The sequence below is a fragment of the uncultured Microbacterium sp. genome (assembly GCF_963521695.1).
Lineage (GTDB): Bacteria > Actinomycetota > Actinomycetes > Actinomycetales > Microbacteriaceae > Microbacterium.
Genome location: NZ_CAUQWC010000017.1, coordinates 1 through 26051 on the forward strand (window position 1 = coordinate 1; position 26051 = coordinate 26051).

Annotated in this window: 21 protein-coding genes, 1 tRNA gene and 2 pseudogenes; 7 read left to right on the forward strand and 17 right to left on the reverse strand. The window is 69.5% G+C overall.

The window, feature by feature from the left end; genetic code table 11:
• From RWP81_RS02385 to RWP81_RS02405, 5 genes are all read right to left on the reverse strand, one after another.
• Window positions 1-264: hypothetical protein (locus tag RWP81_RS02385; protein WP_314451896.1), on the reverse strand; the 264-nt coding region annotated here is incomplete at its 3' end.
• 301 nt (window positions 265-565) lie between these two features.
• The gene (locus RWP81_RS02390) at window positions 566-2584 is read right to left on the reverse strand and encodes a glycosyltransferase (protein ID WP_314451898.1); all 2019 of its coding nucleotides are present in this window, start codon (window positions 2582-2584) and stop codon (window positions 566-568) included.
• Window positions 2581-3147 (reverse strand): acyltransferase, encoded by a 567-nt coding sequence (locus RWP81_RS02395; protein WP_314451900.1) that lies wholly within the window; start codon window positions 3145-3147, stop codon window positions 2581-2583. Before RWP81_RS02395 ends, RWP81_RS02390 begins: the two co-directional genes overlap by 4 nt.
• The gene (locus tag RWP81_RS02400) at window positions 3144-5336 is read right to left on the reverse strand and encodes a glycosyltransferase (RefSeq protein WP_314451901.1); all 2193 of its coding nucleotides are present in this window, start codon (window positions 5334-5336) and stop codon (window positions 3144-3146) included. Before RWP81_RS02400 ends, RWP81_RS02395 begins: the two co-directional genes overlap by 4 nt.
• A complete protein-coding gene (locus tag RWP81_RS02405) occupies window positions 5320-6585 on the reverse strand; it encodes a glycosyltransferase family 4 protein (protein ID WP_314451903.1) in 1266 nt (421 codons plus the stop codon). Before RWP81_RS02405 ends, RWP81_RS02400 begins: the two co-directional genes overlap by 17 nt.
• A 199-nt stretch (window positions 6586-6784) precedes the next feature.
• Here RWP81_RS02405 and RWP81_RS02410 point away from each other — a divergent pair, with 199 nt between their 5' ends.
• The 5 genes and pseudogenes from RWP81_RS02410 to RWP81_RS16290 all read left to right on the forward strand — a co-directional run.
• Window positions 6785-7675 carry a hypothetical protein gene (locus tag RWP81_RS02410; RefSeq protein WP_314451905.1) on the forward strand — a complete coding sequence of 297 codons (891 nt, stop codon included), beginning with the start codon at window positions 6785-6787 and terminating at the stop codon, window positions 7673-7675.
• 107 nt (window positions 7676-7782) lie between these two features.
• Window positions 7783-9312, forward strand: coding sequence for a hypothetical protein (locus tag RWP81_RS02415; RefSeq protein WP_314451907.1), 1530 nt, complete (start codon window positions 7783-7785; stop codon window positions 9310-9312).
• An 8-nt stretch (window positions 9313-9320) separates the two neighbouring features.
• Window positions 9321-10145, forward strand: a complete 825-nt coding sequence (locus RWP81_RS02420) for a glycosyltransferase family 2 protein (protein ID WP_314451909.1) — start codon at window positions 9321-9323, stop codon at window positions 10143-10145.
• The gene (locus RWP81_RS02425; RefSeq protein WP_314451911.1) at window positions 10142-11806 is read left to right on the forward strand and encodes a lipopolysaccharide biosynthesis protein; all 1665 of its coding nucleotides are present in this window, start codon (window positions 10142-10144) and stop codon (window positions 11804-11806) included. Before RWP81_RS02420 ends, RWP81_RS02425 begins: the two co-directional genes overlap by 4 nt.
• 161 nt (window positions 11807-11967) lie before the next feature.
• Window positions 11968-12558 (forward strand): annotated as a pseudogene (locus tag RWP81_RS16290) (SGNH/GDSL hydrolase family protein); the annotation flags it as partial.
• Window positions 12559-12716: 158 nt separating this feature from the next.
• On the opposite strand, the gene RWP81_RS02430 reads toward RWP81_RS16290, so the two are convergent.
• From RWP81_RS02430 to RWP81_RS02470, 9 genes are all read right to left on the reverse strand, one after another.
• Window positions 12717-13892, reverse strand: a complete 1176-nt coding sequence (locus tag RWP81_RS02430; protein ID WP_314451913.1) for a glycosyltransferase — start codon at window positions 13890-13892, stop codon at window positions 12717-12719.
• Window positions 13889-14464 (reverse strand): acyltransferase, encoded by a 576-nt coding sequence (locus RWP81_RS02435; protein ID WP_314451915.1) that lies wholly within the window; start codon window positions 14462-14464, stop codon window positions 13889-13891. The genes RWP81_RS02430 and RWP81_RS02435 overlap by 4 nt, the downstream gene beginning before the upstream one ends.
• On the reverse strand, window positions 14461-15657 hold the full coding sequence (locus RWP81_RS02440) for a polysaccharide pyruvyl transferase family protein (RefSeq protein ID WP_314451917.1): 1197 nt from the start codon (window positions 15655-15657) through the stop codon (window positions 14461-14463). Before RWP81_RS02440 ends, RWP81_RS02435 begins: the two co-directional genes overlap by 4 nt.
• Window positions 15658-15709: 52 nt before the next feature.
• The gene (locus RWP81_RS02445; RefSeq protein ID WP_314451919.1) at window positions 15710-16873 is read right to left on the reverse strand and encodes a twin-arginine translocation signal domain-containing protein; all 1164 of its coding nucleotides are present in this window, start codon (window positions 16871-16873) and stop codon (window positions 15710-15712) included.
• 117 nt (window positions 16874-16990) lie between these two features.
• Entirely contained in the window at window positions 16991-18217 is a 1227-nt protein-coding gene (locus tag RWP81_RS02450) for a hypothetical protein (RefSeq protein ID WP_314451920.1), read from the reverse strand.
• Window positions 18218-18428: 211 nt separating this feature from the next.
• Window positions 18429-19601, reverse strand: coding sequence for an acyltransferase family protein (locus RWP81_RS02455; protein ID WP_314451921.1), 1173 nt, complete (start codon window positions 19599-19601; stop codon window positions 18429-18431).
• 126 nt (window positions 19602-19727) lie between these two features.
• Window positions 19728-19800, reverse strand: a tRNA-Thr gene (locus RWP81_RS02460).
• Window positions 19801-19849: 49 nt separating this feature from the next.
• The gene (locus RWP81_RS02465) at window positions 19850-20227 is read right to left on the reverse strand and encodes a hypothetical protein (RefSeq protein ID WP_314451923.1); all 378 of its coding nucleotides are present in this window, start codon (window positions 20225-20227) and stop codon (window positions 19850-19852) included.
• Window positions 20228-20269: 42 nt separating this feature from the next.
• Entirely contained in the window at window positions 20270-21217 is a 948-nt protein-coding gene (locus RWP81_RS02470) for a thioredoxin domain-containing protein (RefSeq protein WP_314451925.1), read from the reverse strand.
• A 212-nt stretch (window positions 21218-21429) separates the two neighbouring features.
• Between RWP81_RS02470 and RWP81_RS02475 the strand changes: the two genes are divergently transcribed.
• Together RWP81_RS02475 and RWP81_RS02480 are read left to right on the forward strand one after the other, a co-directional pair.
• A complete protein-coding gene (locus RWP81_RS02475; protein ID WP_183420377.1) occupies window positions 21430-22533 on the forward strand; it encodes an ABC transporter ATP-binding protein in 1104 nt (367 codons plus the stop codon).
• A 79-nt stretch (window positions 22534-22612) separates the two neighbouring features.
• Window positions 22613-23935 carry a DUF4032 domain-containing protein gene (locus tag RWP81_RS02480; RefSeq protein WP_314451928.1) on the forward strand — a complete coding sequence of 441 codons (1323 nt, stop codon included), beginning with the start codon at window positions 22613-22615 and terminating at the stop codon, window positions 23933-23935.
• 208 nt (window positions 23936-24143) lie between these two features.
• Here the strand turns inward: RWP81_RS02480 and RWP81_RS02485 are convergent, their stop codons facing one another.
• From RWP81_RS02485 to RWP81_RS02495, 3 genes and pseudogenes are all read right to left on the reverse strand, one after another.
• Window positions 24144-24785 (reverse strand): NAD(P)H-binding protein, encoded by a 642-nt coding sequence (locus RWP81_RS02485; RefSeq protein WP_314451930.1) that lies wholly within the window; start codon window positions 24783-24785, stop codon window positions 24144-24146.
• 122 nt (window positions 24786-24907) lie between these two features.
• Entirely contained in the window at window positions 24908-25903 is a 996-nt protein-coding gene (gene rlmB, locus RWP81_RS02490; RefSeq protein ID WP_314451932.1) for a 23S rRNA (guanosine(2251)-2'-O)-methyltransferase RlmB, read from the reverse strand.
• A pseudogene (locus tag RWP81_RS02495) lies at window positions 25896-26051 on the reverse strand (cysteine--tRNA ligase); the annotation flags it as partial. The pseudogene RWP81_RS02495 and the gene rlmB, both read right to left, overlap by 8 nt.

The window sequence follows — 26051 nt, forward strand, 5'->3', positions numbered from 1 at the left end:
GTCGATCTGTCCCACCGCTTTGAGCGTGCCGCGCCAGTCGCGCGGTTTGATGTACGGCACGAGAAGGGTGCGCCTGTCGCGCAGGAGCGATCGGGTCTGGGGCGAGTCGAAGCTGACCCACAGCGAGTCGTCCGTCGCCCCGAGTCCGGGTGCCAGGCGCACGAGCTGGGCGATGTGCCCACCGGTCGACGCCGCGAGCAGCATCTTGCGCGGGTTGTCGGGGTTCAGGTCGAGGCGGGCGGACGTATCACGCGCCGCGATCATCGGGCCTCACCCGTTCCGAGACGGATTGCGGCGGAGGTCGCCGTGGTTCGCCGGCGCTCTCTCGTCGCCGCCCTCCCGGACGACGCATTGTCGGACGCACGAGTAAGAATCACTGATCTCCCCCAGATCTTGTGTCGGGCCCGATCTTTCCCGGGCCCGACGTCAGAGTGAATTGTACGGCAGGCCCATTACAGGGCCGTGTCCAGCAAAGCAACGGCGCTGACCAGGAATGCGGTGCGCACCGCCGTCCACGACGCAGAACGAACGGAATCGCCGGGATTCCGGAGCCCGTCCGCGAGGCCTAGGCCCGAGCCCGGCCGAGAATGTTGCGGTAAGCGTTCAGGGTCTGCGCGGCGACGACATCCCAATCGAGCGCGCGCAGGTCGGCCCGCTCAGGCCTCCCCGATGTCGTGGACCACTCGAGTGCGCTCGCCAGGGCGGCAGGTGTCAGATCGCCGTCGAACAGGCGCACCCAGTCATCGCCGAGCTGTTGCTGAAGCTCCTGCATGGCCCCCAACTGCGGAACGAGCACAGGGCGGTCCGCCGAGACGGCCAGGATCGCCGAGCCCGAGTTCTGGATGCGCGAGTACGGGAGGACGACCAGATCCGCCGCGGCGAGAGCTGCGGCGATGTCGTCATCGGGGAGGAACCGCGCATCGATCACGATCCGGTCGTCTCCGCGGGCGGCCTCGCGGATCTCCGCCTCGAGCTCGGGAGGCGAGATCTTCCCGGCGATGAGCAGGGTGGCATCCACTTCGCTTTCGCGGAACACCCGGATCAGGTGAGGGACGTTCTTGTAGCGGCGGATCTGCCCCACGCTGACGATGACCGGACGACGGGGGTCGACCCCCAGTCGCTCGCGCGCCTGGGTGCGGCCGACCCCGAAGTCGTACGAGTCGCGGTAGTGGCCGTGCGGGATGACCTCCGCGGGAACGGCGGCGAGTTCGGGATAGGCGGTCCGGGCGCCGACGACGCCCTGCGCCGTCAACGAGATGATGCCGTCGACGTTCTTCAGCAGCAGCTTGTCGGCCAGAGCGCGCAGGCGCGCCGTCGAGCGCTCCTCGTGCGCGGCGACGTTGTGCACCGTCCACACCAGAACGGTCCCCCGGCGCCGCGAGAGCGCGAGGCTGCCGTAGAACAGCGCGAGTCGGCAGACGTGCCGGTACAGCCGGGGTCCCGACAGGAACGACAGATCGGGCCAGTGCAGATGGATGACGTCGGTGCGCTCGACGAGCAGACGCCCGTAGTGCAGGTCGCGCACGACGGCGCCTTGCCGCTGCAGAGCGCGCGCGAGGTCGGCGGTGTACGGATTCGCCTTCTCGGTGCGGAAAGCAGGTTCGGCCTGGACGACCAACGGATGCCGCGCCGTCGTCGACGGCTCCCGTCCGAAGAGGGTGCGTTCGGCGGCGGGGAACCCGCGACGCCACGAACGGCGGTGCGCCCACGCCTGCCGGTAGGCGTCGCGCGAGCTGCGACGCAGGGACTCGAGGAGAGCACGCAGGGCCACACCCGCCTGGAGCAGCAGCACCGCGAGCAGCGCGACGGGAGCGGACCAGACCGTCGTGAAATAGGTGACCTTGCCGGCGAGGACCATCGCCAGCCGGCGCCCGCTCGAGCTGCTCGACCCGCCGACGTCGTGACGGATGACGGCCTCGGGCACGATGATCGGACGGAAGCCGCGGCGCCACGCCCGCGTCGAGAACTCCGCGTCCTCGCTGTACAGGAAGAAGCGTTCGTCCATGCCGCCGATGCGGTGCCACACGTCACGACGCGTCATCAGGAGACAGCCCGTGACGATCGGGACCTCGCGGACGGTGTCGCGCTTCCAGCGGCCCAGGGACTCCGGGTCGAAGAGGGTGGACTTCTTGGCGACGGCGGAAGCCCCCGTGGCGTAGCAGAGCAGCGACCACAGGCTCGGCGCGCCCCAGCACGACGACGGGTCCAGCGCGCCGGTCTCATCGACCGTGCGACCGCCGTAGATCCCGTGTTCGGGGTGGGCTTCGGCGAAGCTGACCAGCGCTTCCAGCGAACCGGGGAAGGCGGACGCGTCGGGGTTGAACAGCATGACGTAGTCGGCCGTCGACGCCTCCACTCCCCGATTGACCGCGCGCGCGAAGCCGAGGTTCTCGCCCGCGTCGATCAGGGTCACGGCGGGATGCGCGGCGCGGATCGCATCGAGGGAGCCGTCGGTCGATCCGTTGTCGATCAGCACGATCCCGAGCCAGTCGAGGTCGAGATCGACCAGGGAGCCGATGGCTTCGAGGGTGCGATCGCGGGTGTTGTAGTTGACGATGATCGCGTCGACGGTGGGCGCGCTCACGCGGTGACCCGGTCGGGCGTCGACGCGGGCTCGGCGTCTCGCCGGTAGGCGATGACCTTGGCCGGCACTCCGCCGGCGATCGCGTTCTCGGGGACGTCCTTCGTCACGACGGCCCCGGCAGCGATGACCGCCCCGTCTCCGATGGTGACGCCGGCGAGGACGACGACATCGGCCCCGAGCCAGGTTCCGGCCCCGATGACGATGTCATCCTCCTGCTTGGGCTGGTCCATGGGAGGGACACCCTTCGCGATGCCGTAGTTCGACGCCGTCAGCGTCACACGAGGGGCGAGAAGCGCCCTCTCGCCGAATGTGATCCGGCCGGTCGAATTGCCCGCCCAGATGGTGGAGTACTCCCCGATCCGCGTGCCGGAGCCGATGGTGATGCGCTCGGCGTTTCGGAAGGAGACGTTGGGCGCGAAGGTCACGTCCGTGCCGCGTGTGAGTTTGCGCACCTGCGAGACGTGGGAGTACCCGTAGAAATGCAGCACGCGCAATCCGTGCAGGTACACCCGCGGGTCGAGCAGTGAGGCGACTGCCACGAGCGTTTTGCGGATCTTGTTCATTCGTCCACCCCTTCGAGCGTCGAGCGGATCCGACCGGCGATGCCGGCGGTGTCCAACTCCGCGCGGGTCGTCACGGTCAAGGTGATCTTCTCGCCGTAGACCGCGGCGAACACGGCCAGTTCGTCCCGACGGTCCGACGCCGGCAGCACGATGAAGCGCTCTACGACGTCGCCGGAGAAGAATCTCGGCTCGCGCGACCACGGCACCAGCGTCACGTATCCGATCGAGCGACCGCGCGGCGGCTCCTCGACGGCCAGACCGCGAGCGAACGCCGCGACCTGGGAACGCACCGACGCGATGACCTCGGGCAGGCCCGACGCCGGGGTCCCGTGCGCGCGGAGCATTTCCACGTGGTTGCGGATGGCGCGCTCGCCCTTCTTGCGGCGCGACACCGGCACCATCACGTCGATACCGTCACGGTCGTCGTCGACCGCGCACATGGCGGCAGCGACGATCAGGTCGTTCAACGATCCGCGCAGCTTGGCCGCCCGGCGCGTGGTCGCCGAGGCATCGACCTCGAAGTAGGTGTCGGTGAACGGCGGGATGAAGCTTGCACGCAGATTCCGGCGGGTCGCGTAGACCTCCTTGAGCGGGCGGATGTTGCGCCCGACCACGCGTTTCGCCCTCTTCACGACGGGCTTGCGCCAGTACTCCCGCCACGCGGCGGACACGTTCGGCTGCAGTCGCCACCAGTTGCGGGCCGCGTACAGCGGCACGAGCGCGCGCGATGCGGGCGGTCGTGCCGTGCGCGGCAGCGGCGTCTCCTCGGAGACCTCGGACGCCTCGGTGAGCTCGGTGAGACGTTCCATCGCCCACTTGGCATCCCCGTTGGCGTGGTGCATGCGGGCCCCGAAGGCGACCTGGCCGGTGGCCAGCTGCGTGAAGGTGAAGTCCCAGAGCGGGCGGTCGCGCGGGAGCAGGCCGCGGTCCCCCTCGATGAACCACCGCAGGCGGTCCGTCCCGAGGTCATGGGTCCCCTCGGGGAAGTGCACGTGATCCCGCAGGGTGAAGTCCTCTGCCGGAACCCATGCGGGCGCCGTCACCCCCAGCGGGGAGTCGATGACACGCAGCCGGAACTCCGGAACCCGTCGCACGAGGCGATCGACCCCGGCCAGGATCTTCTCCTGGTCCAGCGAGCCGTCGTCCAGATGCAGATTCCGACCGCTGAGAACGAGGATGCATCCGGTGTGCATCGTCTCGTACTGGATGTTCGTCGCGAGGTGCGTCTCGTCGAGGATGCGGAGCAGTTCGACCGACACACCGGGGGCGGTGGGGGCGTCTCCGGCGGGCGCCGGCGAGACGCTCGCCGAGGAGGGGGCGGAGGCGAACCGCTCGCCGATCACCGGCGAGCTCCACGCCTGGCGGGCTCCGGTGACGATGCCGTCGAACATGGCGTGCTCATGGGCCGCCGGCTTCTTGCGGGCGAACGCCCGCACGATGCGCACCACCGAGCGCCCCACGAGACGCCACGCGAGCCGGGTGCCCAGCACCGGATCGATGTGGACCCACTTCGCGATCATCGCTCCCAGCCCCAGGCCGTAGCCGCGGTGCAGGTTGACGTAGTCCTGGCCCTCACGGGTGTTGTTGTGCCAGACGATGCAGGTGGCGTCGTGAACGATCGTCGACCCGGCGCGGACGATGCGGACGAAGATGTCGAGGTCCTCGGCACCGGCCCAGGGCTTGCCGGCGCCCAGGGCGTCGTCGAAGCCGCCCATGCGCAGAAGCATCTCGCGTCGGAACGCCATGACGGCGCCGTGGCCGGCATCCAGTCCCTGGACGGGCGTGCGATACAGGCGCTGTCTGCGGTACGGGGCCTTGGCGGCGGATTCGGATCGGTGCAGCATGCGGCCCGTGACCGCCCCGACCGTCGGGTCCTCGAAATGCGGGAGGACGACGTCGATCCACCCCTCCTCCGGCAGGCAGTCGTCGTCGGTGAAGATGACGAACGGGCGCGCGGAGGCATGGATGCCGGCGTTGCGGGCGACCGAGAGTCCGGCGCCGGCGAGCACGTAGACGACGCCGGCCTCCTCGGCGATCTGCCGCGTCTCGTCCGTGTCGGAGGCGCTGTCGACGACGACGACCTCGGTCTCGGCCGGAGTGGTCTTACGAATGGCCGCCAACGCCTCGCGGAGATATCCGGGGCGGTTGCGGGTGCAGACGATGACCGAGATGTCAGACGGCGTGAGCATGCGCACCTCCCGCCGTGGCGCGGTCGCGCGCGGCGTCATAGCAGCGGACGAGGGTGTGCGCTGCGGCATCCCAGGTCAGTTCCGGGCCGTGCGCGATCGCGGCGGCGCTCATCCGCGCCAGCTCCGCACGGTCGTTCGAGAGCAGGTCGAGGTGCGATACGAGGGCGTCGACGTCGCGGGGCTCGTGGAACAGCCCCTGCACGCCGTCCTCCACGAGCGCCCCGGATGCGGTCGACACGAGGGGGACGCACCCCATCGCCTGGGCCTCGTATGTCACGAGCGCCGACCCTTCCTCGATGGTGGGGAGGAGAAGGACATCGGATGCCGCCAGTGCCGCCTCCACCTGGTGGGTGAAGCCGACGACCCGCACGCTCGGGTGGGCCAATCGGTCCGCGAGGAGCGCCTCGTATGCCGGGAGCATGCGCCCGACGACCGTGAGGGTCCCTTCCTTGCTCGCCTCCGACCTCAGCCACGCGTCGAGGGCGTAGTGGAGTCCCTTCCGGGGCTCGCCGAGTCCGACGTAGACGGCGCGAAGAGGCGCCGGCGCCGCGGTGCGGGCCCGCGCTACCCGCGTCCCGGGGCGGAAACCGTATTGATGGCGGAGGATGCGGTCGTCGGCGAAACCGGCGTCACGGAACGTCTGCGCGACGAAATCCGACGGCGCAAGAATGGCGGTCGCCTGCGACCAGTCCGCGCGCTCCATGTCGAGGCGACGGTCGTTCGCCGTGTGCGCGGTGTCGACCTCGCCCTGCAGGCCCAGTCTCGCGACCTCCTCGGCGACCACCCGCCACGCGAACTCCGTGTGGGTGTTCGGCGCCTCGCGCACGACGGCGATCCCGCGCTCGCGCGCCGTCGCCGCAGTGCGTCCGGGGCCCGTGGGCCACAGGTGCACGATGTCGTATCCCCCACGCGCCGCGAATCGCGCCGCCCGGGCATCGTGCCACGCGAAGGCACGGTCGCGCCCGATTGCACGGTGCGGGACCCTCTTGCCTCGGACAGCGAGGGTCTGCGTCACACACACATTCGCCGGCACCGGCCGCGCGATGCTCGCCGCGACGACGTGGACGTCGTGACCGAGCCGGGCGAGTCCGTCGACCTGATTCCACGCCGTCCAGCCGATACCTGGCGCCCCGAGTGCATGAGGAAACGAAAAAAGCACCCGCATAGACATTGCCCCCGTTTCGAGCAGACACCGAATGCAGACATCGATACCCGCCGGACTCCTACTGTGGACACGGGGCGCCGGCATTGCAAGTTGAGTACTTGTTGTACACCCGAACGACGCGACGTTGTAACACGTAGGAATCGCTAATACCAGAGGTTGCCCGCATACTGTCAAGGTGAGGTCGGTCGGTTCGCCGGTTACCGGGTGTCTCCGGAGATCCTCTCGTTCGCCATAGGTGGCTCAAGTTACATCGTCGCCCGGGGGGGCGACTGGAGGGGAAACAATGGAAATTCCGACGTATTTGCGCGTCCTGTGGAGGAGCAAATGGCTCCTCGTGGTGGGCGCCGTGGTCGCGGCCGTGGCTGCGTTCTTCGCCGGCTTCACCATCACGAACGGCCAGGTCGAGCCGCGCGCCGAGCAGTCGTACCGCGCCGGCACGACCCTGCTGCTGAACGGCCCTGACCAGCCGCTCTACCAGGCGGTCATCCCCGGCCAGGAGCTGCAGGAGGGCCAGACCCAGCCGCAGACGGTCGACCTGACCTCGCGCGCCATCCTGTACGCCTACCTGATCAGCGGTCAGGACATGCGCGCCACGGTGGAGTCGCAGATCGGAACCTTCGCCGAAGAGGAGACGCTCACCGCTCTCCGTCGCACCACGCAGCCCGCCGGCGACGAGTCCTTCGCCGGCCGCTACGTGCTGCCCATCCTCGAGGTCGTCGGCACGGCCTCCACGCCCGAGCGGGCTGAACAGATCTCCCGCACGGCTGCCCAGACCTTCGAGGCGCAGGTCGTGGCAGATCAGACCGCCGCGGAGATCCCCGAGGGCAACCGCGTCCTGATCACGACCATCGACCAGAAGCCCGGCGCGGCCCTCGAAGGCTCCAACCCGGCGATCCCCGTCGTGGTCACCTTCCTCGGCGTCTTCCTGCTCTTCGTGGCGGCGGCGTACATCATCGCCGGCTCCAAGGCCTCCCGCGAGCGCAAGCGTGCCGCGAAGGCTGCTCGCGAGGACGACGACGCCCCCTCATCGGCCAAGCTCGATGACGACGCCGACTTCTCCATCGACGACCTCCTGCCGGGCCAGAGCTCCGAGTCCGAGGCGGAGGCCGTCCGCTCGCGAGCGCGCAGCCGGTCCTCCCGCGTCGAGTCCTCGACTCTTCGCAGCGACCTCTGAACCCCGAGGCCCCTCCCGTGTCACTGCACACATCGCAGACGCGGGGGCCGCACGATGCTGCCCCCGCGTGGCCTCCTTCCTCACCGGCTCCGGTGACGGAGGACGAGGTGACCCTGCCCGTGGGCAGGGCGATCCTGGCCGTGGTGATCCTCGTCGCCGTGGCCGCCGTATCCGTCATCTTCCTGCCCCCGGTCGCGGCCGGTGGCGCGATGATCGTCGTCGCCCTGGCGGTCCTGGCACGGAGGATCCTCACCTCGTGGGTCGGTTGGCTCGGCATCCTCGTCGCCGTGGTGATGTTCATCCCCATCCGGCGCTACGCGTTGCCCATCCCGCTGCCCTTCCAGCTCGAGGCCTACCGCCTCGTGCTGTTCGTGATGTTCGCGGGCATGGTCGCGGCCCTTCTGCTGGACCGCAACCGCAAATGGAAGCCGGTCGGTTTCGGCTGGCCGATCGGCATCTTCTTCGTCTCGTTGTTCGTCTCCATCCCGCCGAACGGCACACGGCTCGTCGAGGAGGGCCTCGCCACGAGCGCCGTGGGTACCCTGGTCAACTGGGTCGTGCTGCTGTCGGTCTTCTACATCGTCCGGCAGATCATCGACACCGAGACCATCGCGATGGGCCTCATGACCGCGCTCGTGTGGTGCGGGACGGTCGTGTCGGTGTTCGCGGTGTTCGAACGCGTGACGCGTATCAATGTCTTCCACCGGCTCGAGACCTTCCTGCCGCTGAACCTGATCTCCGCTGACGGCGAATCGTTCCGCGCCGGTGGTTACCGCTCGTTCGGCTCGTCGCAGCACCCGATCGCCCTGTCGGTGATGTTCTGCATCCTTATCCCCCTGGCGATCTACCTCGCGCGCTACGGCCGGTGGCCCAAGAACGAGTGGACGCGCCGGCTGGTCTACTCCCTCGTCACGCTCGTCCTGCTGATGGGCGTGCTGGTCGCGGTCTCGCGCACCGCGGTCATCGTGCTGGGCGTCATGTTCCTGCTCACCCTGCTTCTGCGGCCGTGGCTGGGCATCACCCTGCTGGCAATCGGTGTGCCGCTGCTGGCCGTCGGCATGGCAGCCCTCCCGAAGGTCGTCGGCACGCTGGTGCTGTCCTTCCTCGACATCGACGCGCTCATCGCCTCGCAGCAGACGTCGCCGGGTTTCCGCGGTGCCGGTCGATTGGCCGACCTCGGGCCGTCTCTGATCGAGGCCTCGCAGTCTCCGTTCTTCGGAACCGGCTTGGGAAGCCGCATCGTCGTGGGTGACGAGCAGAACGCCTACATCCTCGACAATCAGGTGCTCGGTTCGCTCCTCGAGGTCGGAGCCGTCGGCGTGCTCGGTCTGGCCGTGTTCATCCTCGTTCCGATCCTGATGATGGGCGCCTGGGCGTTCACCACGGCGCGGGACGAACCGCGCTACGCGATGCTGGCGTTCGCGCTGTTCCTGAGCGGAGCCGGCTACGCCGCCGCGCTGTTCTTCTATGACGCGTTCGGCTTCATGCAGACCTTCTTCGTGTACTCCATGTTGCTCGCGGTCGCCGGGTGGCTGCTCACCTCGAGCCCGCCCGCCCTGAAGGCGCGTGCGGCCGGCGAGGGGATGTTCGTCCGGTGGCCCCGTGCAACAACGGTGTCATCCGGGGTCGCCCTATGACCCCTCGGATGTCGATCGTCATCCCCGCCCACGACGAGGGCCCCCTGGTGCGCCGAAGCCTGGAGCAGATGCTCCGGGGCGCGGCGCCCGGGGAGTTCGACGTCGTCGTGGTGGCCAACGGGTGCTCGGACGACACCGCGGAACAGGCGCGCGCCGTACCCGGCGTCACGGTCCACGAAATCACCGAGGGCTCGAAGATCGCGGCGCTGAATGCCGGCGACGCGCTCGCGCAGGTGCTCCCCCGCGCCTACATCGACGCCGACGTCGCGCTGTCGGTGTCGGCTCTGCGGGCGATGGCAGACGAGCTCACCGGCACGCCGGCGCCGCTCGCGGTGGCCCCGCGCCTCATCGTCGACACGTCGCGGTCCAGCCTGCCCGTGCGGTGCCACTCGCGCGTCTGGGCGGCGTCGGCCTATCGCTCCCGCGGTCACGTCGGCTCCGGGGTCTACGCGGTGAACGCCGCGGGCCGCGAGCGCTGGGAGACTTTCCCCGACGTCATCGCCGACGACCGGTTCGTGCAGCTGCGCTTCGCACCCGACGAGCGCACGACCCTCGCCGACGAGACCTTCACGGTCCACGCTCCGAGGAACATGCGCGCGCTCGTGCGCCGCGGGGTCCGCATCGAGCTGGGCAACCGGCAGCTGCCGAACGGCGGCGTCGAGCGTGACCGCGGCGGGCTCCTCGGGCGCGTGGCCCGCTCCCCCCGCCTCTGGCTCTCCTTCCCCTTCTACGTGTGGGGATATGCGATGCCCAAGCTCATCGCCCGTCGCCGATCGGCAGGTCCCATCGCGTGGGACCGCGACACTTCCCTCAGAGAGGCATCACGCCGATGACAAGCGACCTCAAACACAAAGCGTCCCGTGGCGCCGCGGTCACCGCGGGCGGCCTGTGGATCAAGACGGCGCTGCAGCTCATCTCCACGATGCTGCTCGCACGCCTCCTCGACCAGTCGGACTTCGGTCTCGTCGCCATGATCATGGCCATCGTCGGTGTGGCGGACCTCGTGCGCGACTTCGGCATGACCGGAGCCATCCTGCAGGCCAAGAAGCTCACCGAGGATCAGTGGCGGTCGCTGCTGTGGTTCTCGGCGATGCTGGGCACGGTGCTCATGATCGGCATCGCCGCCTGCGCTCCGCTCATCGCCCTGCTGTACGGCGAACCCCGCCTGACGATCCTGACCCTCGCCATCGCACCGACGCTCCTGATCAACGGCCTCTGCATGCCGCTGCAGGCCTCGGTGCAACGCGACCTGCGTTTCGGGACCCTTGCTCTCATCGACATCGTGGCGATGGCGGTCGGCGTCGCGCTGTCTGTCGTGGCCGCCCTGGTGGGCTTCGGCGTGTGGTCGCTGGTCGTCTTCGCCGGGGCCGGACAGGTGTACCGCCTGATCGCCCTGTGGATGGCCGCCAAGCCGCGCTGGGGTCGCCCCCGTGTCGGTCGTGACATCCGTCCGCTGCTCTCGACGGGCGGAAGCCTGTTCGGTGTGCAGCTGCTCAACTACGCCTCGCGCAACCTCGACAACGTGGTGATCGGTCAGCAGCTCGGCGCCGCGGCGCTGGGCCAATACTCCCGCGCCTACGCACTCTTCCTCCTTCCGCAGCAGCAGTTGACCGCTCCCCTGGGCCGGGTCGCCCTGCCCATCCTGAGCCGCCTGCAGGATGACGGCGAGCGCTACCGGCGCTACATCAGCAACGCCATGGTGGTCATCGGCTATCTCGCCCTCCCGGTGTACGCGATCGCCGCGGCCGTCGCGCATCCGCTGATCCTTCTGCTGCTCGGTCCCGGATGGGATACGGCGGCGGACGCCTTCGCGCTCCTCGCCCTGGCGGGCGTCGCCCAGGCGGTCGGCAACGTGAACGGGTGGATCTACATCACCCTCGGACGCGCGCACCGCCAGCTGGTCTACTACCTGATCACGCGCCCGATCGTGATCGCCGCCTTCTTCATCGGCGTGGCGTGGAACGGCGTGAACGGCCTGGCCCTGCTGTACGGCCTGGTGACCCTCGCGCTCCTCGTCCCGGGATTCCTCGTGGCGACCCAGGGCACGTTCCTGCGCAGCGGTCGCGACATCGCCCTCCCCCTCATCCGCCCCACGATCGCGGCCGCCCTCGCTTTCGGGGCGTCCTGGGGAACTGCGCAGCTGCTCGTCGACTGGCTCGCGATCCTCCAGGTCATCGGCGGAGGTCTCGCGGGCCTGATCGTCCTCGGCATCCTGTATGTCGTCCCCGGTTACCGCCGCGACTACCGGATGATGCTCGACTTCGTGAAGCAGGCGCGAAAGCCCGCTCCGCGCAAGCCCGCAGTCGACCAGCCCACCAGCGCCGCGGCATCGGATGCAGACGCGGTCTCGCAGCCCACCGCGGCCGAGATCGACCTCGAGGCGACTCCCGTCGATGCCCCGGCCACCGTGCTCGGCGCCGACGAGCCGTCGGCCGGCGAGCTCGAATCCGAGATCGAGCAGGAACGCGCTCGACGGAAGGACAGCCGACGATGAAGACCAAGATCTCCGCGGTCGCACTCGGACTCGCCCTCGTCGCCGTCCTGGCGGGGTGCACGCCGCCCGAGGCCGCGCCCTCGACCCCGACGGAGACCCCCAACGCCCAGATGCGCGCCGTTTCGTCGATCGCCGTCGTCGGCGACTCGATGTCGGTCGGGATGGCCGCCTGCGGCTCACGTGACGCCTGCCCCGAGGCCTCGTGGGCGCTCGGGACGGATGCCGCCGTGGCATCCATCCGCGAACGCCTGGGGGGCGACTCGATCACTCCCCTCTCGTTGGCTCGTCCGGGCGCGGTCGTGGCCGACCGGATCACGGCCGTCGAGAATGCCCAGGGCAAGTCGGCCGATCTCGTCCTCGTCGCCGTCGGTACCAACGACGTGTGCACGAGCAGCATGGACAAGATCACGCCCGTCGACGAGTTCGGGCAGACGTACGGCGAATTGCTCGCGACGATCCGCGCCGGCGTACCCGACGCGCCCATCGTGGCCCTGTCGCTGCCCGACATCAGCCAGCTGTGGGAAGCGGGTCGAAGCGACCCGAAGATCGTCGGCCTGTGGAATCAGAGCCCGTCCTGCCGCACCCTGCTCGGTGACGCCGACTCGGATGCCGCGGCGGACGAGGAGCGACGAGCCTCGGTCATGCAGACCCTCGCCGGCTACAACGCCTCGATCGTCGACGCGTGCGCGGCCGTGGCCGAGTGCACGACCGACGACGGAGCCGTCAACCAGATCACGTTCTCGTTGGACGACATCTCGTCGGCCGATCACTTCCACCCCTCGGCCTCCGGCCAGGCGAAGGTGGCGGCCGCGGCGTGGCCCGCCGTGCAGATGGCCCTCGGCGGCTGCCCGTCCGCACGCCCCTTCGTCGCGCCCCGACCGACCGACGGGGCCGGACGCGACGGAGGGTGTCAGACGTTCGCCGGTGCCGCCGCGCGGTGGCGGGCGGACGACCGCAGAACGAGGTCCAGCACCGCACGGTGCCGCGAGGTCCACCCGTTGTCCTCGATGAACGCCGCGCGCTGCGCGTCGGTGAGGGGCCCGCGCTCGAGCGCGTCGTCGACCTGCGGGGCCATCTCGGCCGTGCTGGCGGAGAAGGTCACGCGTTCGTGGATCCCCCGCACGGGCGGGAGGTCGACGGAGACCACGGGAAGACCCGCGGCGAGGTACTCGTACACCTTCAGCGGGCTCATCGCCTCGGTGAGGGCCGTGCGACGGTGCGACAGCAGGGACACGTCGCAGTTGCGCAGCGCCGCCACGAGCTCCGACCGACCGACCCCGGCGTGCTGATGCACGTTCGGGATCTCGCGCAGCTCGCGGGTGTAGCCGGGCTCGGGGGTGGGCCCCAGCAGCACGATGTGGAGGTCGGGTCGGAGAACCGCCAGGTGCGCGATCCCCTCGACGTCGAGTCGGCTGTCGATCGTGCCGACGTAGATCGCACGCGGACCGGGGATGGCGGCCAGCCAGTCCGGCGCCGCGGGGCGGGGGCCCATCCACTCGCGGGGGTCGACGCCGTTCGGAACGACGACAGCCGGTCCACGCGGGGCGATCCGGTCGATGATCTGCTGCGATACGGCGGCGACACCCACCTCGCTCTCGCTGATCTGCCGGTAGGCCGCGGCATACGCCGGCCAGTAGGCCTGACGCGCCTCGGAGCTCAGCCAGTCGTCACGACCGAAGTAGGTGACGGTGTCGGCCCACCCGAACGGACAGAACGCCGCCACGAGCGGGTTCGTCGTCACGATGGCGGTGCGGCTCATGCCGGCCCGGGCGGCCGCGGTACGCAACTGCTCGTCGTACGAGCGGTAGGTGCGCACGATCGCGGGCACGCTGACCGGGTCACGACGAGCGAGACGGGTCGGGGTGATGAGTCGCCGGTCCGCGCGGGCGGGGAACGACTCGGCCGGCCGGATCCCCCGGGCCGCCACGCTGGCGAGCGAGCGGAACGGGTTGGCGACGAGGAGGTTGCCCACCTCGTCCGACGACATGAGGGTCTGCAGGATGCGGTCCGGCGGACGCATCATCCCGCGAGCCGCCGCATCGGCGTAGGTCTCGTAGGAGAACGTGAAGACGACGTCGCGTTTCACGAGACGATCTCCCGGAGCACGCGGGCCGGAGCGCCCACGGCGACGCAGCGGGGCGGGAGGTCGGAGGTCACGACGGCGTTCGCCCCCACGACCGTGCCGGCCCCGATGGTGACGCCGGGCATGACCACGACGTTCTGACCGAGCCAGGCGCCGCGACCGATCCGGACGGGGGCCACGCGTGACAGCGGCTGGTCGCGGATGGGGATGTCGGGATCGTCGAACCCGTGCGTGTGATCGGAGATGTAGACGCCGCGGGCCAGAGCAACGGCATCCTCGACGATCACCTCCTCGACGGCGGTGATCGAGGTCTGATTCATCCGCACGCGGTCGCCGATGTGGATGACGGGACCGGCGGCGTCGAGCCGCGGCACCATGAACCACGACGACGGCCCGATGAGCACATCGCGGCCGACCACGACCTTCTGGGGGTTGCCGGCGCGGAACGGCAGCATGATTCGCGATCCGCTCCCGAACTCGGCGAATCCGGTTGCCGCGATCTTGGTATACGCCGCATCCCGCGCGCGGGTGGCGTACTCCATCAGCGTCATCGGGTTGATGGCCCGCCCCCTCATGACAGGCCCTCGACGTTGCGCCGCGCGAGGTCCGTGACGGCCTCGCGTGCGCCGAGGATCCGCGAACGCAGCTCGGCTCGCTGCTCCACGGCGGTCGACACCGCGGCGAAGAGATCGGCGTCGAACGACGACCCCGGAGCGACGCACAGCTCCGGCGCTCCGAACAGGTCCATCAGTCCCTCGACCTTCCCCTGCGTCGCGACCGTCACCGGCGGCGTCCCGGCCATCAGCGACATCACCGCGAGGTGCATGCGCCCGGTGACCGTGACCGAGGCGCGGGCGGCCAGGCCGCGGATCTCGGCCGGGGCGAGCAGGCGCGGAACGAGGTGCACGTCGGCGTCGCTTCCGGCGGCGTCCACGAGCGCCTGGCACAGCGGCAGATCGTCGGCGCCGTGACGCGACACGTGCGGGACGACCAGGACCACGAAGCCCGCGGCGCGCAGGGTCTTCACGACCCGCACGTAGGCGGGCAGTCTGTCGCCGACCAGCCCCGACGCGTTCACGAGCGCGAGTTCGCGGTCGCCGAGCTCGGGCAGCAGACGCTGCACGATCGTGTCGTCCCGCGATGTCGCGGCGAAGACGATGTCGGCGCTATCCCTCACCGAGAGACCGTCTGCCCGCGCCCGTGCGGCGGAGCGCGGATCGCGCAGGTACAGGCGCACCCCCGCATCGCCGGCGCGGCGCAGGGCCGCTACGGACCGCTCGTGAGGTGCCGCGTTCCAGCTGAAGCCCACGATGCGGGTGGGCCACCCGAGACGGGCAAGCCGTTCGGCGAGTCCCGCGCGGTTCACGGATGCACGCAGCACGTACGCGCCGTCCATGATGTCGGCACCGATGACGGAGAACGACCGTGCAGAGCGGAGCTCGCGGGCCAGGGCGCGCACGTCGCGCGCGTGGCCGACCGCGGAGCCGTAGACGAGAGCGGGAAGAGGAACGACGCGCATCCGCTCGCGCAGAGCGGCCGGCACGTCGAAGTCCTGCACGGATCGCGTCAGGACGACCACCGGTCCGTCGACGGTCTCGACGAAGGCCTCCACGAGAGCTTGATCGCCGATGTTGCCGCGACCCGGAGGCGCCAGCAGGACATGGTTGCGGGCCCCCTTCTGCGGTCGAGCGTGGAGGAGGATCCGATCCACGAGGCGGATCAGCCCCTCGGACTGCAGCGGTTTCGCGAGGCGACGGAGCGCGCTCACGGAGCACTCTTCTCGAAGACGTCGGCGGGCTTCCGGCGAGTCGACGGAATGATCACAGTTTCCAAATGGCCCTCAGGTATTCATCGGTAGGTGTAGGTGTGCGCTGTTCGAGCCACGCGGAATCTACGGTTGAAAGGGTCGGATCACTCGTCCATCTCCCGGAATTGGAGTAGGTCGTCGTGGCCGGCGTGAAGGAATTCTCAACGGATGCCCAGACGCCTGGGACGCTTCCGATCATAATCGAATCGCGTGCCGCCAAAACGCCGTTGGTGCCCGACCCGTTCGCTGCCTGGGGCGCACCCGTGGTCGACGTGTAGGCGCCCGTGGGGAGCGGATAACGCTGGAGCATTCGGCTTCCGGCGACGACCAGGCAATGCTCGAAACGGACGCCGCTCGCGATCTCGGTGGGAATGAATGCCGCATTCGTGGAGGCGAAGATGACGGTGTCCTTCATCACGACGTTGCGGAGAGCGTGCGTACCCGACAACTGGTAGGTGTCGAGGTGCGCCGACGAGCCCGAGGGCTTGTACATCGACGCGATGTAACAGCCGGTGATCGACAGATCGGTCACGGTGCTGCCCGCCGTCCGCGTCGCCCACGCGTCGGATTCGGTGAGCTGCGACTCGGGGGTCACGCACTCGACGAACTCCACGCCGGACACGGCCGCCGTCTCGTTGCTCGAGATGTTGAACGCCCGCCCTTTCGACCACGCCCACGCGAAGTCGGAGACGCCGGTCAGGACCAGCGAGCTCGGGAAGGTCCAGAATCCGACGAAGCTCACGCCCATGACGCGATCGAGCCGGATCGAGGCGTCGAAGCTCACACTGGCGGAACCGTCTCGCGGCATGATCAGGATGCGACGGGCCCGACCGGTCTGGCCGACGCCCTGCAGGACGGGTTTCGACGACGAACCGGCGCCGTTGCCGGACAGGCGGCCGGGGCGCACGAGGATGCGCACATTGCCGTTCGGCGCGACCGTGCGCAGCGACGCGATGGCATTGGCGATCGCCGCCCAGGTGCAGTCGCATTCGATGGTCTTGTCGAACGCGTCGGTGGGGCGGGGGGTTCGAGACGGCCAATGCGAACCGTCGGGTCCGAATCTGGTCGACATGACGGTGGCGGCGGAGGCGACCTGCGGGAGGAGCAGGGCGGAGGCGGCGACCAGGGGCGCCGCAGTGAGGAATCCGACGAAAGTGCGGCGCGTGAGTGAATTCATGGCGCAAATATAAGAGCAACCTGAATAGACGGACGCTGCTTGCGGGAATCGACCGCTGAACTTAATCTCTTCTTCGCATTCCGACCGGCCAGCGCCTCCGGACTCGGTGACGCGTCGCTAGCGCAGCTGCCAGATCTCCCGCAGCCGGTCGTCGGTCGGCATCGGCGCCCGCGCGTCCAACCACTCGGCGTCGATGTCCGCCAGCGAGGGATCCGACTCGAACGCACCGCCCGTGGCAGCGGGCGGATCCGTCGCCGAGATGGTGGAGTTCTCGACGTTCGCGAACGTCCCCCGCACGCGGCCGATGAAGATGGAGTCCTTCGCGCTCATCTCGTCGATGGACTTGGCCGCGTTCACCACCGACGGCGCCCCGGAGGTGAAGGCGTTCGCGCCGTCGGGCAACGGATAGCGCTCGAGCATGCGGTCGCCTCCCACGAGAAGGCTCCGATCGAAGACGATGTCGCGAGCCTCCGCCGCCGGAATGAACCCGGCGTTGGTGGAGGAGAACAGCACGGTCCCCTCGAGCAGCAGCCCTTCCTTGTCGGCGTTACCCGAGAGCTGAAGAGTGTCGCAGTGCGATGACGAGCCGTCCTCCTTATAGGTCGGGGCGATGTAGCAGCCCCGCACGGAGATGTCGCGGAACGGGTTCGACCCCGTCCGGAACGCCCAGGTGTCGGCATCCCCCGAGACCGCGTCCGGAGTGACGCACTCCACGAACTCCGTGTTCTCGGTGGGTCCGCTGTCGCCGGAGGTGATGTTGAACGCCTGCCCCTTCGACCAGGCCCAGGCCACGTCACGTGTCGAGGTGAGCACGAGGCTCTTGGGGAAGGTCGAGAACCCGGCGAACGCGACGCCCACGACGGCGTCCAGCCGGAGAGACCCGTCGATCGTCACCGACTCCGTCCCGTCGCGCGGGATCACGAGGACTCGGGATGCGCGTCCCTCGCGCCCGACGTCGGCGAGCACGGGTTCGGAGGTGGATCCCGCGCCGTTGCCCGGCAGGACGCCCGGCCGCACCAGCACGCGCGCCGAGCCGTCGGGCGCCGCCACGTCGACGGCGGTGATCGCGGCGGCGATGGCTTCCCACGTGCACTCGCACTCGATGCTCGCGTCGAACGCGTCGTAGGCGCGCGGCGTCCGCGTCGGCCACGTGTGGCCGGTGGGGCCGAAGACGTCACCCGCGGGCGGGATCTCCGGAGCGGTGGACGCCGCCGCCGGGCCGACGACGCCGAGACCTTCGCCCGAGGAATCCGGCGCGGACGACGACGTGGTCGGCGTCACGGGTTCCCGCTCGGGGGCGCACGCGGCGACGACAGCCACCGGCGCCAGAAGCATCAGGGACATCGCGGTCCGTCGAGAGAAATCAGTCATTCTTCATTCCGAACACTCCGTAACGGTCCCCACCAACGTCCGACCCACCCTACGCAAACGGAAGGTCGGGGACGTTACGGGGGGACCATCTCCCCGCGTCTTCGGGGCGAGTCCACGGGTGAGGAGGATCCGCTCCACAGGTCCGTCGCCGGATCCCGCTGCCGGACCCCGCTGCCGGCCCCGCCTACGGAGCCCGGAGTTGACGCTCTCCCGGAACGAGCGACGTCTGCCGGGACGCACGACCGGTCAAAAGGAAGCGCACGCCGGGAGTGCGGTTCACGACCTCGTAGATCAGCGCCGACAGGACGAGCGCCGCCACGACCGTCAGCGTCCACCCGAGGAGGCCGTGGATGCCGACGGAGAACAGCGCGACGGCCAGGGCCAGGATGATCGGCTGGTGCACGAGGTAGACGACGAGGGAGGCGTCGACGAGCCACCTGATGACGTGTCGTCGCCGATCGAGCAGTCGCCTCGCGGTGAAGACCGCGACACCCGCCCCGGTCAGCCCGACGACGGTCCACGCCGATGATCGGACGACAGCGCCGATCCCCGCGCCGGGGACGGTGGTGGCGACGATCGTGGCGGCGATGGCCGCGAGGGCGAACGCCGCGGCTGCGCGAGACGTGATGACGGCGAGAAGGTCTCGGCGTGATCCGAGCAGCACGCCGACCGCGAAAGCCGGGGCGTAGATGACGAGGTTTCTGGAGAGGACTCCGCCGAGAACCTCATCGAGCGACAGAACGCGCCAGACACCGCGGCCGAGAAGGACGCACCCTGAGGCGGTCAGCAGGACGGCGGCGGCCGTGATGCCGGGGCGGCGGCGCGCGCAATGGGCGACGACGTCACCCAGCCGACCGAGACCCGCACGCAGTGGACTCGCGGCGAGGACCGCCGCCACGGCGCAGAGGATGAGCAGTTCGAGCAGAAACCACAGGTGCAGCAGCCACCACTGACTCGGGGCCGCGGCCAGTGTCGACACGAACCCCCAGGTCTCCGGCCAGCTGCCGTATCGGTGCTGGCCGATGAGCACCCACTGCACGGGGACGGTCAGAACCATTCCGAACACGAGCGGGATGCCGAGGCGCTCGAGACGGCCGCGAAACCACGACCCCGGTCTGCGGCGCTGCAGCAGAACTGCGGCGAAGAAGCCCGCGACGAGGAAGAACGCGGGCATGCGCCATGCATGCAGGAAATCGGCGAACGCGACGAGCGCCGGTGAATCGACGGGTGAGGAGACCAGCCATCCTCCCCCGGAGAAGGCGAGCGCCGCGTGGAACGGGATGCCGAGCAGCATGAGCGCAGCGCGCAAGCCGTCGAGGTAGTCGATGCGACCGATCGACGCCGCATCTTCGGTCATATGAAGGAGCGTATCGGTGCCTTCATGCAGCATCGAGGTCGCGCGTCGTCCCGCGACGACGCGGCCGAGGGCGTCGAAAGGCCGCTCCCGGTCGCCTGAAGCGCGGAGACCGGTGCGGGGATGACGTGCCGGCTACAGGACTTGAACCTGCAACCCCCGTATTACAAGTACGGTGCGCTACCAATTGCGCCAAGCCGGCGTGAGACGCCGCGGGCGTCTCGGAGGACGAGTCTAGGCCGTGGGCCGTGTCACTCGCGGTGCGTGCCGCTGCGGCGATCCCAGTCGAGGGACTTGAACTGCAGGAACGAGCAGAGGTTTCCGGCGATGACGAGCTCGGCCGCGAGGCTGGCCATCTCGTGCGGCGTGAGCGTCAGATCGTCGGGGCGGGCGCTGAGCGTCGCTTCCCAGAGCGGCTCGTCATAGCCCCGGGGCTGCATGTAGATCGACGCATTCGCGTTCGACAGACTGACGACGACGAGACCCGTGTCCTGGCCGTCCGCGTCCTCTTGGTCGACGACTTTGATCTTCCCCGCGACCAGGTGCCCCTGATCGCGGAACTCCTGCACCCAGATCTTCAGCTGATCACGGGACCGCCGCGGCGGGGAGTCCTCGATCTCCTCATTCATGACAACAGAATCGCACACCGCCGCCTCCACCGAGAGATCGGTTCAGCCCGCGGGCGTGGTCGACGGCACCGGGGTGGCGGTGGAGTAATAGGCGTTGCTGTCGACGGTCAGCACGAACTGCGCGAACTCCTTCGCGTCATCCATGTTGCCGACGTACGGCGTGCCGTTCACGAGCACGGTGGCAGTGGAGGTGAGCGCCTGTCCGTCCGTGCCGGGCAACCCCTTGATCGCGCGATCGGTGGCGGCCTTGGCCCAGGCGGTGTACGTCTCGTCCTCGATGCACGACCGCACGGTTGCGACGTCGCTCACGCCCGCGCCCTGGGCCATGTCCGCCAGCTGCTGGTCGCTGTACCCGTCGGTGTCGACCTCGGGCTGCGTGGTGAGCAGCTCGTGGTTGAAGGCGAAGAAGCGGTCCGACGCGTGGGTCGCCACGCACGCGGCGGCTCCCGCGGCGCGCAGGCTGTACTTCGTTCCGTTCGACTTCGAGGTGAGCATCGCCACCGGGTAGTAGGTGAGGGTGGCGGCGTCGTCGCCCACCCACTTCGACAACTGCGTCGCATTGGCGGACTGGAACTCCCGCGCTTCCGTGGAGAGGTAGTCGACGTAGACGCGGATGTCGACGGGCGCGGCGGTCGACGTCGGCTCGGGAGTGGGCTCCGCGGTCGGTGCGGCCTCGGCCGCCATGGTCGCGGCCGTGCCGTCGACGGTCTGGTCGGCCAGCGGGTTGGCCACCTGTGGTGCGTTGGTGATGAGGAATCCGTCGTCGCTGGCGGCATCCGGAAGAGCCTGCGAGCGGTCTTCGCGCGAGTTCAGCGCGGCCGAGACGCCCACGGCGCCGATGCCGATCACCGCGACGGCGCCGACGGCGATGGCGGAGCGACGCGCGATGCGCCAGCGCGTCTGCTTCGCCTTGACCTGCTGCGCCTTCTCGCGCACCGCTTCGCGACGGTCGCGTTCGGCGGGCGCATTCGCTGAGGGGTCGTGGGACATGAAACCTTCCGGACGCGGGTGATCGCCGCATGAAACGAGGGGGTTCGCACGGGTGGGCGAACGAGCACCGATGGTAGCCACGCTGGCTGAGAAATGACCAGACACGTGCCATACTGACCCTGCGCGCATTGTCGCGCGCACGGGGTCGCCCCCGCTCATTCCATTCACTACGGATCGTCCGGCACGTACCTGCCGGTGAAGGAGAAGAAGAAATGGCGTCCGTCACCTTTGACAACGCAACCCGTCTGTACCCCGGCGGAACCCGCGCCGCCGTCGACAAGCTGAGCCTCGACGTCGCTGACGGCGAGTTCCTCGTCCTCGTCGGCCCCTCCGGCTGCGGTAAGTCCACGTCGCTGCGCATGCTCGCCGGCCTCGAAGAGGTCAACTCCGGCCGCATCCTCATCGGTGACCGCGACGTCACCGACGTGCCCCCGAAAGACCGCGACATCGCGATGGTCTTCCAGAACTACGCGCTGTACCCGCACATGACCGTCGCCGAGAACATGGGCTTCGCGCTCAAGATCGCCGGCGTCGGCAAAGAAGACCGCGCCGCTCGCGTGCTCGAGGCCGCCAAGCTCCTCGACCTCGAGCAGTACCTCACGCGCAAGCCGAAGGCCCTCTCGGGTGGCCAGCGTCAGCGCGTCGCCATGGGCCGCGCGATCGTCCGTCAGCCCCAGGTGTTCCTCATGGACGAGCCGCTGTCGAACCTCGACGCCAAGCTCCGCGTGCAGACCCGTACCCAGATCGCCTCGCTCCAGCGTCGCCTGGGCGTCACCACCGTCTATGTCACGCACGACCAGACCGAGGCCCTCACCATGGGCGACCGCATCGCGGTCCTCAAGGACGGTCTCCTCCAGCAGGTCGGCACCCCGCGTGACCTGTACGAGACCCCGAAGAACGTCTTCGTCGCCGGCTTCATCGGCTCGCCCGCGATGAACCTCTTCACGGCCGACCTGGCCGAGGGCGGCGTGCGCTTCGGCGACATGGTCGTCGCGGTCGAGGCCGACACCATCGGCAAGGCGCACGGCTCCGAGGTCACCATCGGTGTGCGTCCCGAAGACATCCAGGTCGCCCCGGCCGACGGCCGTGGCCTCAAGGTCGTCGTCGACCTCGTCGAAGAGCTCGGCGCCGACGGCTACCTCTACGGTCACACCGAGATCAACGGCAAGCGCACCGACCTGGTCGCGCGCGTCGACGGTCGCCGTCACCCCAACGCGGGCGAGACGGTCGTGCTGGCTCCGGTCCCCGGACACATCCACGTGTTCGACCTCGAGTCCGGCGACCGCCTGACCGACCGGGCCATCGCTTCGGCCTGACCCACGCACCGACGCGGCGCGTCCCCGGTCCCGATTCGCTCGGGCCGGGGGCGCGCCGCACTGTTTCCCGGAGGTTCCCGTGTCCGAATCCCTCAGCATCACGGCCAGCTCCGTCGATCCGGGGCTCCTGCAGCTGCCGTGGTCGACCGGACTCGGCGAGTGGCCGAGCAGCCACATCGTGGCGCTTCCCAAGGGCATCTCGCGTCACCTCGTGCGCTTCGCCACCCTCTCCGGCCGTGTCGTCGCCATCAAAGAGACGACCGAGGAGATGGCGCGGCGCGAATACGACATGCTCGGCAACCTCGACCGCCTCGCCGCCCCCTGCGTCGACCGCATCGCCGTGATCGCCGGGCGCACCGACGCATCGGGCCGGCCGCTGCCCGCGGCCCTCGTCACCGCGCACCTGCGGTTCTCGCTCCCCTACCGCGCGCTCTTCACGCAGGTGCTGCGACCGCACACCGCCACGCGCCTCGTCGACGCCCTCGCCGTGCTGCTCGTGCGTCTGCACAACGTGGGGTTCTACTGGGGTGACGTGTCGCTGTCGAACACCCTGTTCCGCCGCGACGCGGGTGAGTTCGCCGCCTACCTCGTCGACGCCGAGACCGGTGAGCTGCACGGCAATCGCCTGAGCCCCGGGCAGCGCGCCCACGACCTCGACATCGCGCGCACGAACATCGCCGGCGAGATCATGGACCTCGAGGCGGGAGGAAGACTCGAGGGCGGGGTGGATGCCATCGCCATCGCCGACGGGCTGGTGTCGTCGTACCACTCGCTGTGGGGCGCGCTCACCGACAAGGAGTCCTTCGCGGTCGATGAGTCCTGGCGCATCACCGAGCGCGTGCATCGGCTCAACGCCCTCGGCTTCGACATCGGAGAGATGTCGATCCGCACGGCGAGCGACGGCACGCAGGTGTCGATCCAGCCGAAGGTCGTGGATGCCGGGCACCACCAGCGCCGCCTCCTGCGCCTCACGGGGCTCGACGTCGAAGAGAATCAGGCCCGCCGCCTGCTCAACGACCTCGACGAGTTCCGCGCACGCGTCTCGCGCCTCGGCGCCGACGAGGAGATGGTCGCGCACGAGTGGCTCACTCGGGTGTTCGAGCCCATCGTCATGGCCATCCCGTGGGACCTGCGGGCCAAGCTCGAGCCGGCGGAGGTGTTCCACCAGGTGCTCGAGCACAGGTGGTACATGTCGCAGGCGCGAGGCCGCTCGGTGCCGCTGGCCGAGGTCGTGAGTTCCTACATCGACGACGTGCTGCGCCACCGCCGAGACGAGGCGACCGTGATGGGTCCGCCGACCGACACCATGTCACTGCCCACCGTGTCCGACGCCGACGCCCCCGCCACGGGTGAGGTGCCGACGACCGACACCGACCTCGTCGACTGGCGCGACCTGGTCTGATCGACCGCCCGGGCACGGGGCCGCGGTCCCCCGTGCGAGATCACACGATCCGTTCGACATCACGCGATTGGCGCGGGTGCGAGCGGGTGACCTCGCACCGATCGTGTGATCTGGCCGCCCACCGAGCGACCGCGCCGCACGCGGAACGACGAAGGCCGTGGCATCCGGAATCAGATCCGGGATGCCACGGCCTCTGCCGTATGCGGTGTCAGTAACCGACGGTGAAGCGCTCGCGCGTGTGCTTCGGGTCCTCGACCTCGTCGAGGACGGCGACGGCGAAATCGGCGCCGCCGATGAAGGAGTCGCCGTTGTCGTCGACGACGAGCACGTCGCCTCCGTCTCGGTAGGACCCCGTGCGCTCCCCCGGCGCCCACGCGCCGAAGCCGCCGGCCGGGTGCACGTAGAACCAGTCGCGGCCGGTGTCGTCGGCCTGCAGGTCTTCGAGGATGCCGATGGCCTCGCGGGCCTCGGGCTTGTACTCCTCGGCGAAGCCGTCGGTGTCGAGCAGGCGCGGTCCGCCCTCGGAGGCGAGCGAACCGCCCGCCCCACCGACGACGCCCAGACGTACGTCCTCGGGCAACGCGGTGACGAGCTCGGTGATGGCGGGGCGCAGCTTGCCCTCCATGTCGCCGCGCGGGGCGACGGCTGAGACCACGACGTCGACGCCCTCGAGCTGGGCGACGAGACCCGGCACGTCGAGGACGGTGCCCTCGATGTACGTGGCTCCCTCGATGCGCTCGGCGGGGACGGAGCGGGCGATCGACACGACCGTGTGGCCGCGACGGACGGCCTCGGTCACGATATGGCTACCGGCGTAGCCGGTGCCTCCGATGACGGCGATGCGGGGCATGGCGTTCCTTTCGTCGGTCGTGCGCGGAGCAGACCTCGTCGTCGTCCAGCGTGCCGCGTTCGGCACGGCTCGGCAATGCGACGCCGGAGGTTCTTCCTGCTTTCAGAGCAGGGTCGGGCGCGTCACCCGGCGGCGCGCAGCGTCGACACCTGGTAGAGGGCGACGGATGCCGCGATGCCGGCGTTGAGCGACTCGGTGGCGGCCGTGATGGGGATCGACACGACCTGGTCGCACGTCTCGGTGACGAGGCGCGACAGGCCCTTGCCCTCGGAACCGACGACGATCAGGACCGGACGGTCGGCGAGCTCGAGCGAGGGCAGCGATACGTCGCCGTCGCCGTCGAGGCCCAGGACGAAGACGCCCTGCTTCTTGAACTCCTTCAGCGTCGCCGTGAGGTTCGCCGCCAGCGCCACGGGGATGCGGGCGGCAGCTCCCGCGCTGGTCTTCCAGGCGGCGGAGTTGACGCTCGCCGAACGGCGCTGCGGAATGATGAGGCCCTGACCGCCGAAGGCGCCCGTGGAGCGGATGATCGCGCCGAGGTTGCGCGGGTCGGTCACGCCGTCGAGCGCCACCAGCAACGGCACCTCGCCGCGGTCGATGATCTGCTCGAGAAGGTCTTGCGGGTGCGCGTAGGAGTAGGGCGGTACCTTCAGTGCGACGCCCTGGTGCACGCCGTCGAAGCCGGCCATGCGGTCGAGCTCGGGACGGGTGACCTCGAGCACCGGGATGCCGCGGTTCGTCGCGATCGAGAGCATCTCTTTGACGCGGTCGTCCATCTCGACGCGCTGGGCGATGTACATCGCCGTGGCGGGGATCTTCGCGCGCAGCGCCTCCAGCACCGAGTTGCGGCCGGTGACCGTCTCGGTGTCGTCGGCCGCCTTCGGGCTCTTGCGGTTGGGGTTGCCGACCGCGCGCACGCCGGGCCGACCCTTGCCGCCGGCGGCGGCGTAGCGCTCCTCGGCGGCCTTGCGCTTGCCGGCGGGGTGCCAGGCGCGATCTTCGGCCTTGGGGGTGGGACCCCGACCCTCGAGCGCCTTGCGGACGTGCCCGCCGGTGCCCTTCAGGGGGCCCTTCTTCTTGCCGGGGTTGCGTGCTCCCGGGCGTCCAGGCTTAGGCATCGATACTCCAATGTGTTCCGGCCGGAGTGTCCTCCAGCGTGATTCCGGCGGCGGCGACGGCATCGCGGATGCGATCGGCGGCCGCCCAGTCCTTCTCCGCGCGAGCGCGGGTGCGCTGCGCGATCATTTCCTGCAGGAGGGCGTCGAG

Coding starts and splice junctions, on each gene's coding strand:
- RWP81_RS02395 (WP_314451900.1), bottom strand. CDS start 3,147: ATGAACAAGATCCGCAAAACGCTCGTGGCAGTCGCCTCACTGCTCGAC.
- RWP81_RS02445 (WP_314451919.1), bottom strand. CDS start 16,873: ATGAATTCACTCACGCGCCGCACTTTCGTCGGATTCCTCACTGCGGCG.
- RWP81_RS02465 (WP_314451923.1), bottom strand. CDS start 20,227: ATGAATGAGGAGATCGAGGACTCCCCGCCGCGGCGGTCCCGTGATCAG.
- RWP81_RS02425 (WP_314451911.1), top strand. CDS start 10,142: ATGACAAGCGACCTCAAACACAAAGCGTCCCGTGGCGCCGCGGTCACC.
- rlmB (WP_314451932.1), bottom strand. CDS start 25,903: ATGCCTAAGCCTGGACGCCCGGGAGCACGCAACCCCGGCAAGAAGAAG.
- RWP81_RS02410 (WP_314451905.1), top strand. CDS start 6,785: ATGGAAATTCCGACGTATTTGCGCGTCCTGTGGAGGAGCAAATGGCTC.
- RWP81_RS02400 (WP_314451901.1), bottom strand. CDS start 5,336: ATGCTCACGCCGTCTGACATCTCGGTCATCGTCTGCACCCGCAACCGC.
- RWP81_RS02435 (WP_314451915.1), bottom strand. CDS start 14,464: ATGAGGGGGCGGGCCATCAACCCGATGACGCTGATGGAGTACGCCACC.
- RWP81_RS02420 (WP_314451909.1), top strand. CDS start 9,321: ATGTCGATCGTCATCCCCGCCCACGACGAGGGCCCCCTGGTGCGCCGA.
- RWP81_RS02470 (WP_314451925.1), bottom strand. CDS start 21,217: ATGTCCCACGACCCCTCAGCGAATGCGCCCGCCGAACGCGACCGTCGC.
- RWP81_RS02485 (WP_314451930.1), bottom strand. CDS start 24,785: ATGCCCCGCATCGCCGTCATCGGAGGCACCGGCTACGCCGGTAGCCAT.
- RWP81_RS02405 (WP_314451903.1), bottom strand. CDS start 6,585: ATGCCGGCGCCCCGTGTCCACAGTAGGAGTCCGGCGGGTATCGATGTC.
- RWP81_RS02475 (WP_183420377.1), top strand. CDS start 21,430: ATGGCGTCCGTCACCTTTGACAACGCAACCCGTCTGTACCCCGGCGGA.
- RWP81_RS02450 (WP_314451920.1), bottom strand. CDS start 18,217: ATGTCCCTGATGCTTCTGGCGCCGGTGGCTGTCGTCGCCGCGTGCGCC.
- RWP81_RS02455 (WP_314451921.1), bottom strand. CDS start 19,601: ATGACCGAAGATGCGGCGTCGATCGGTCGCATCGACTACCTCGACGGC.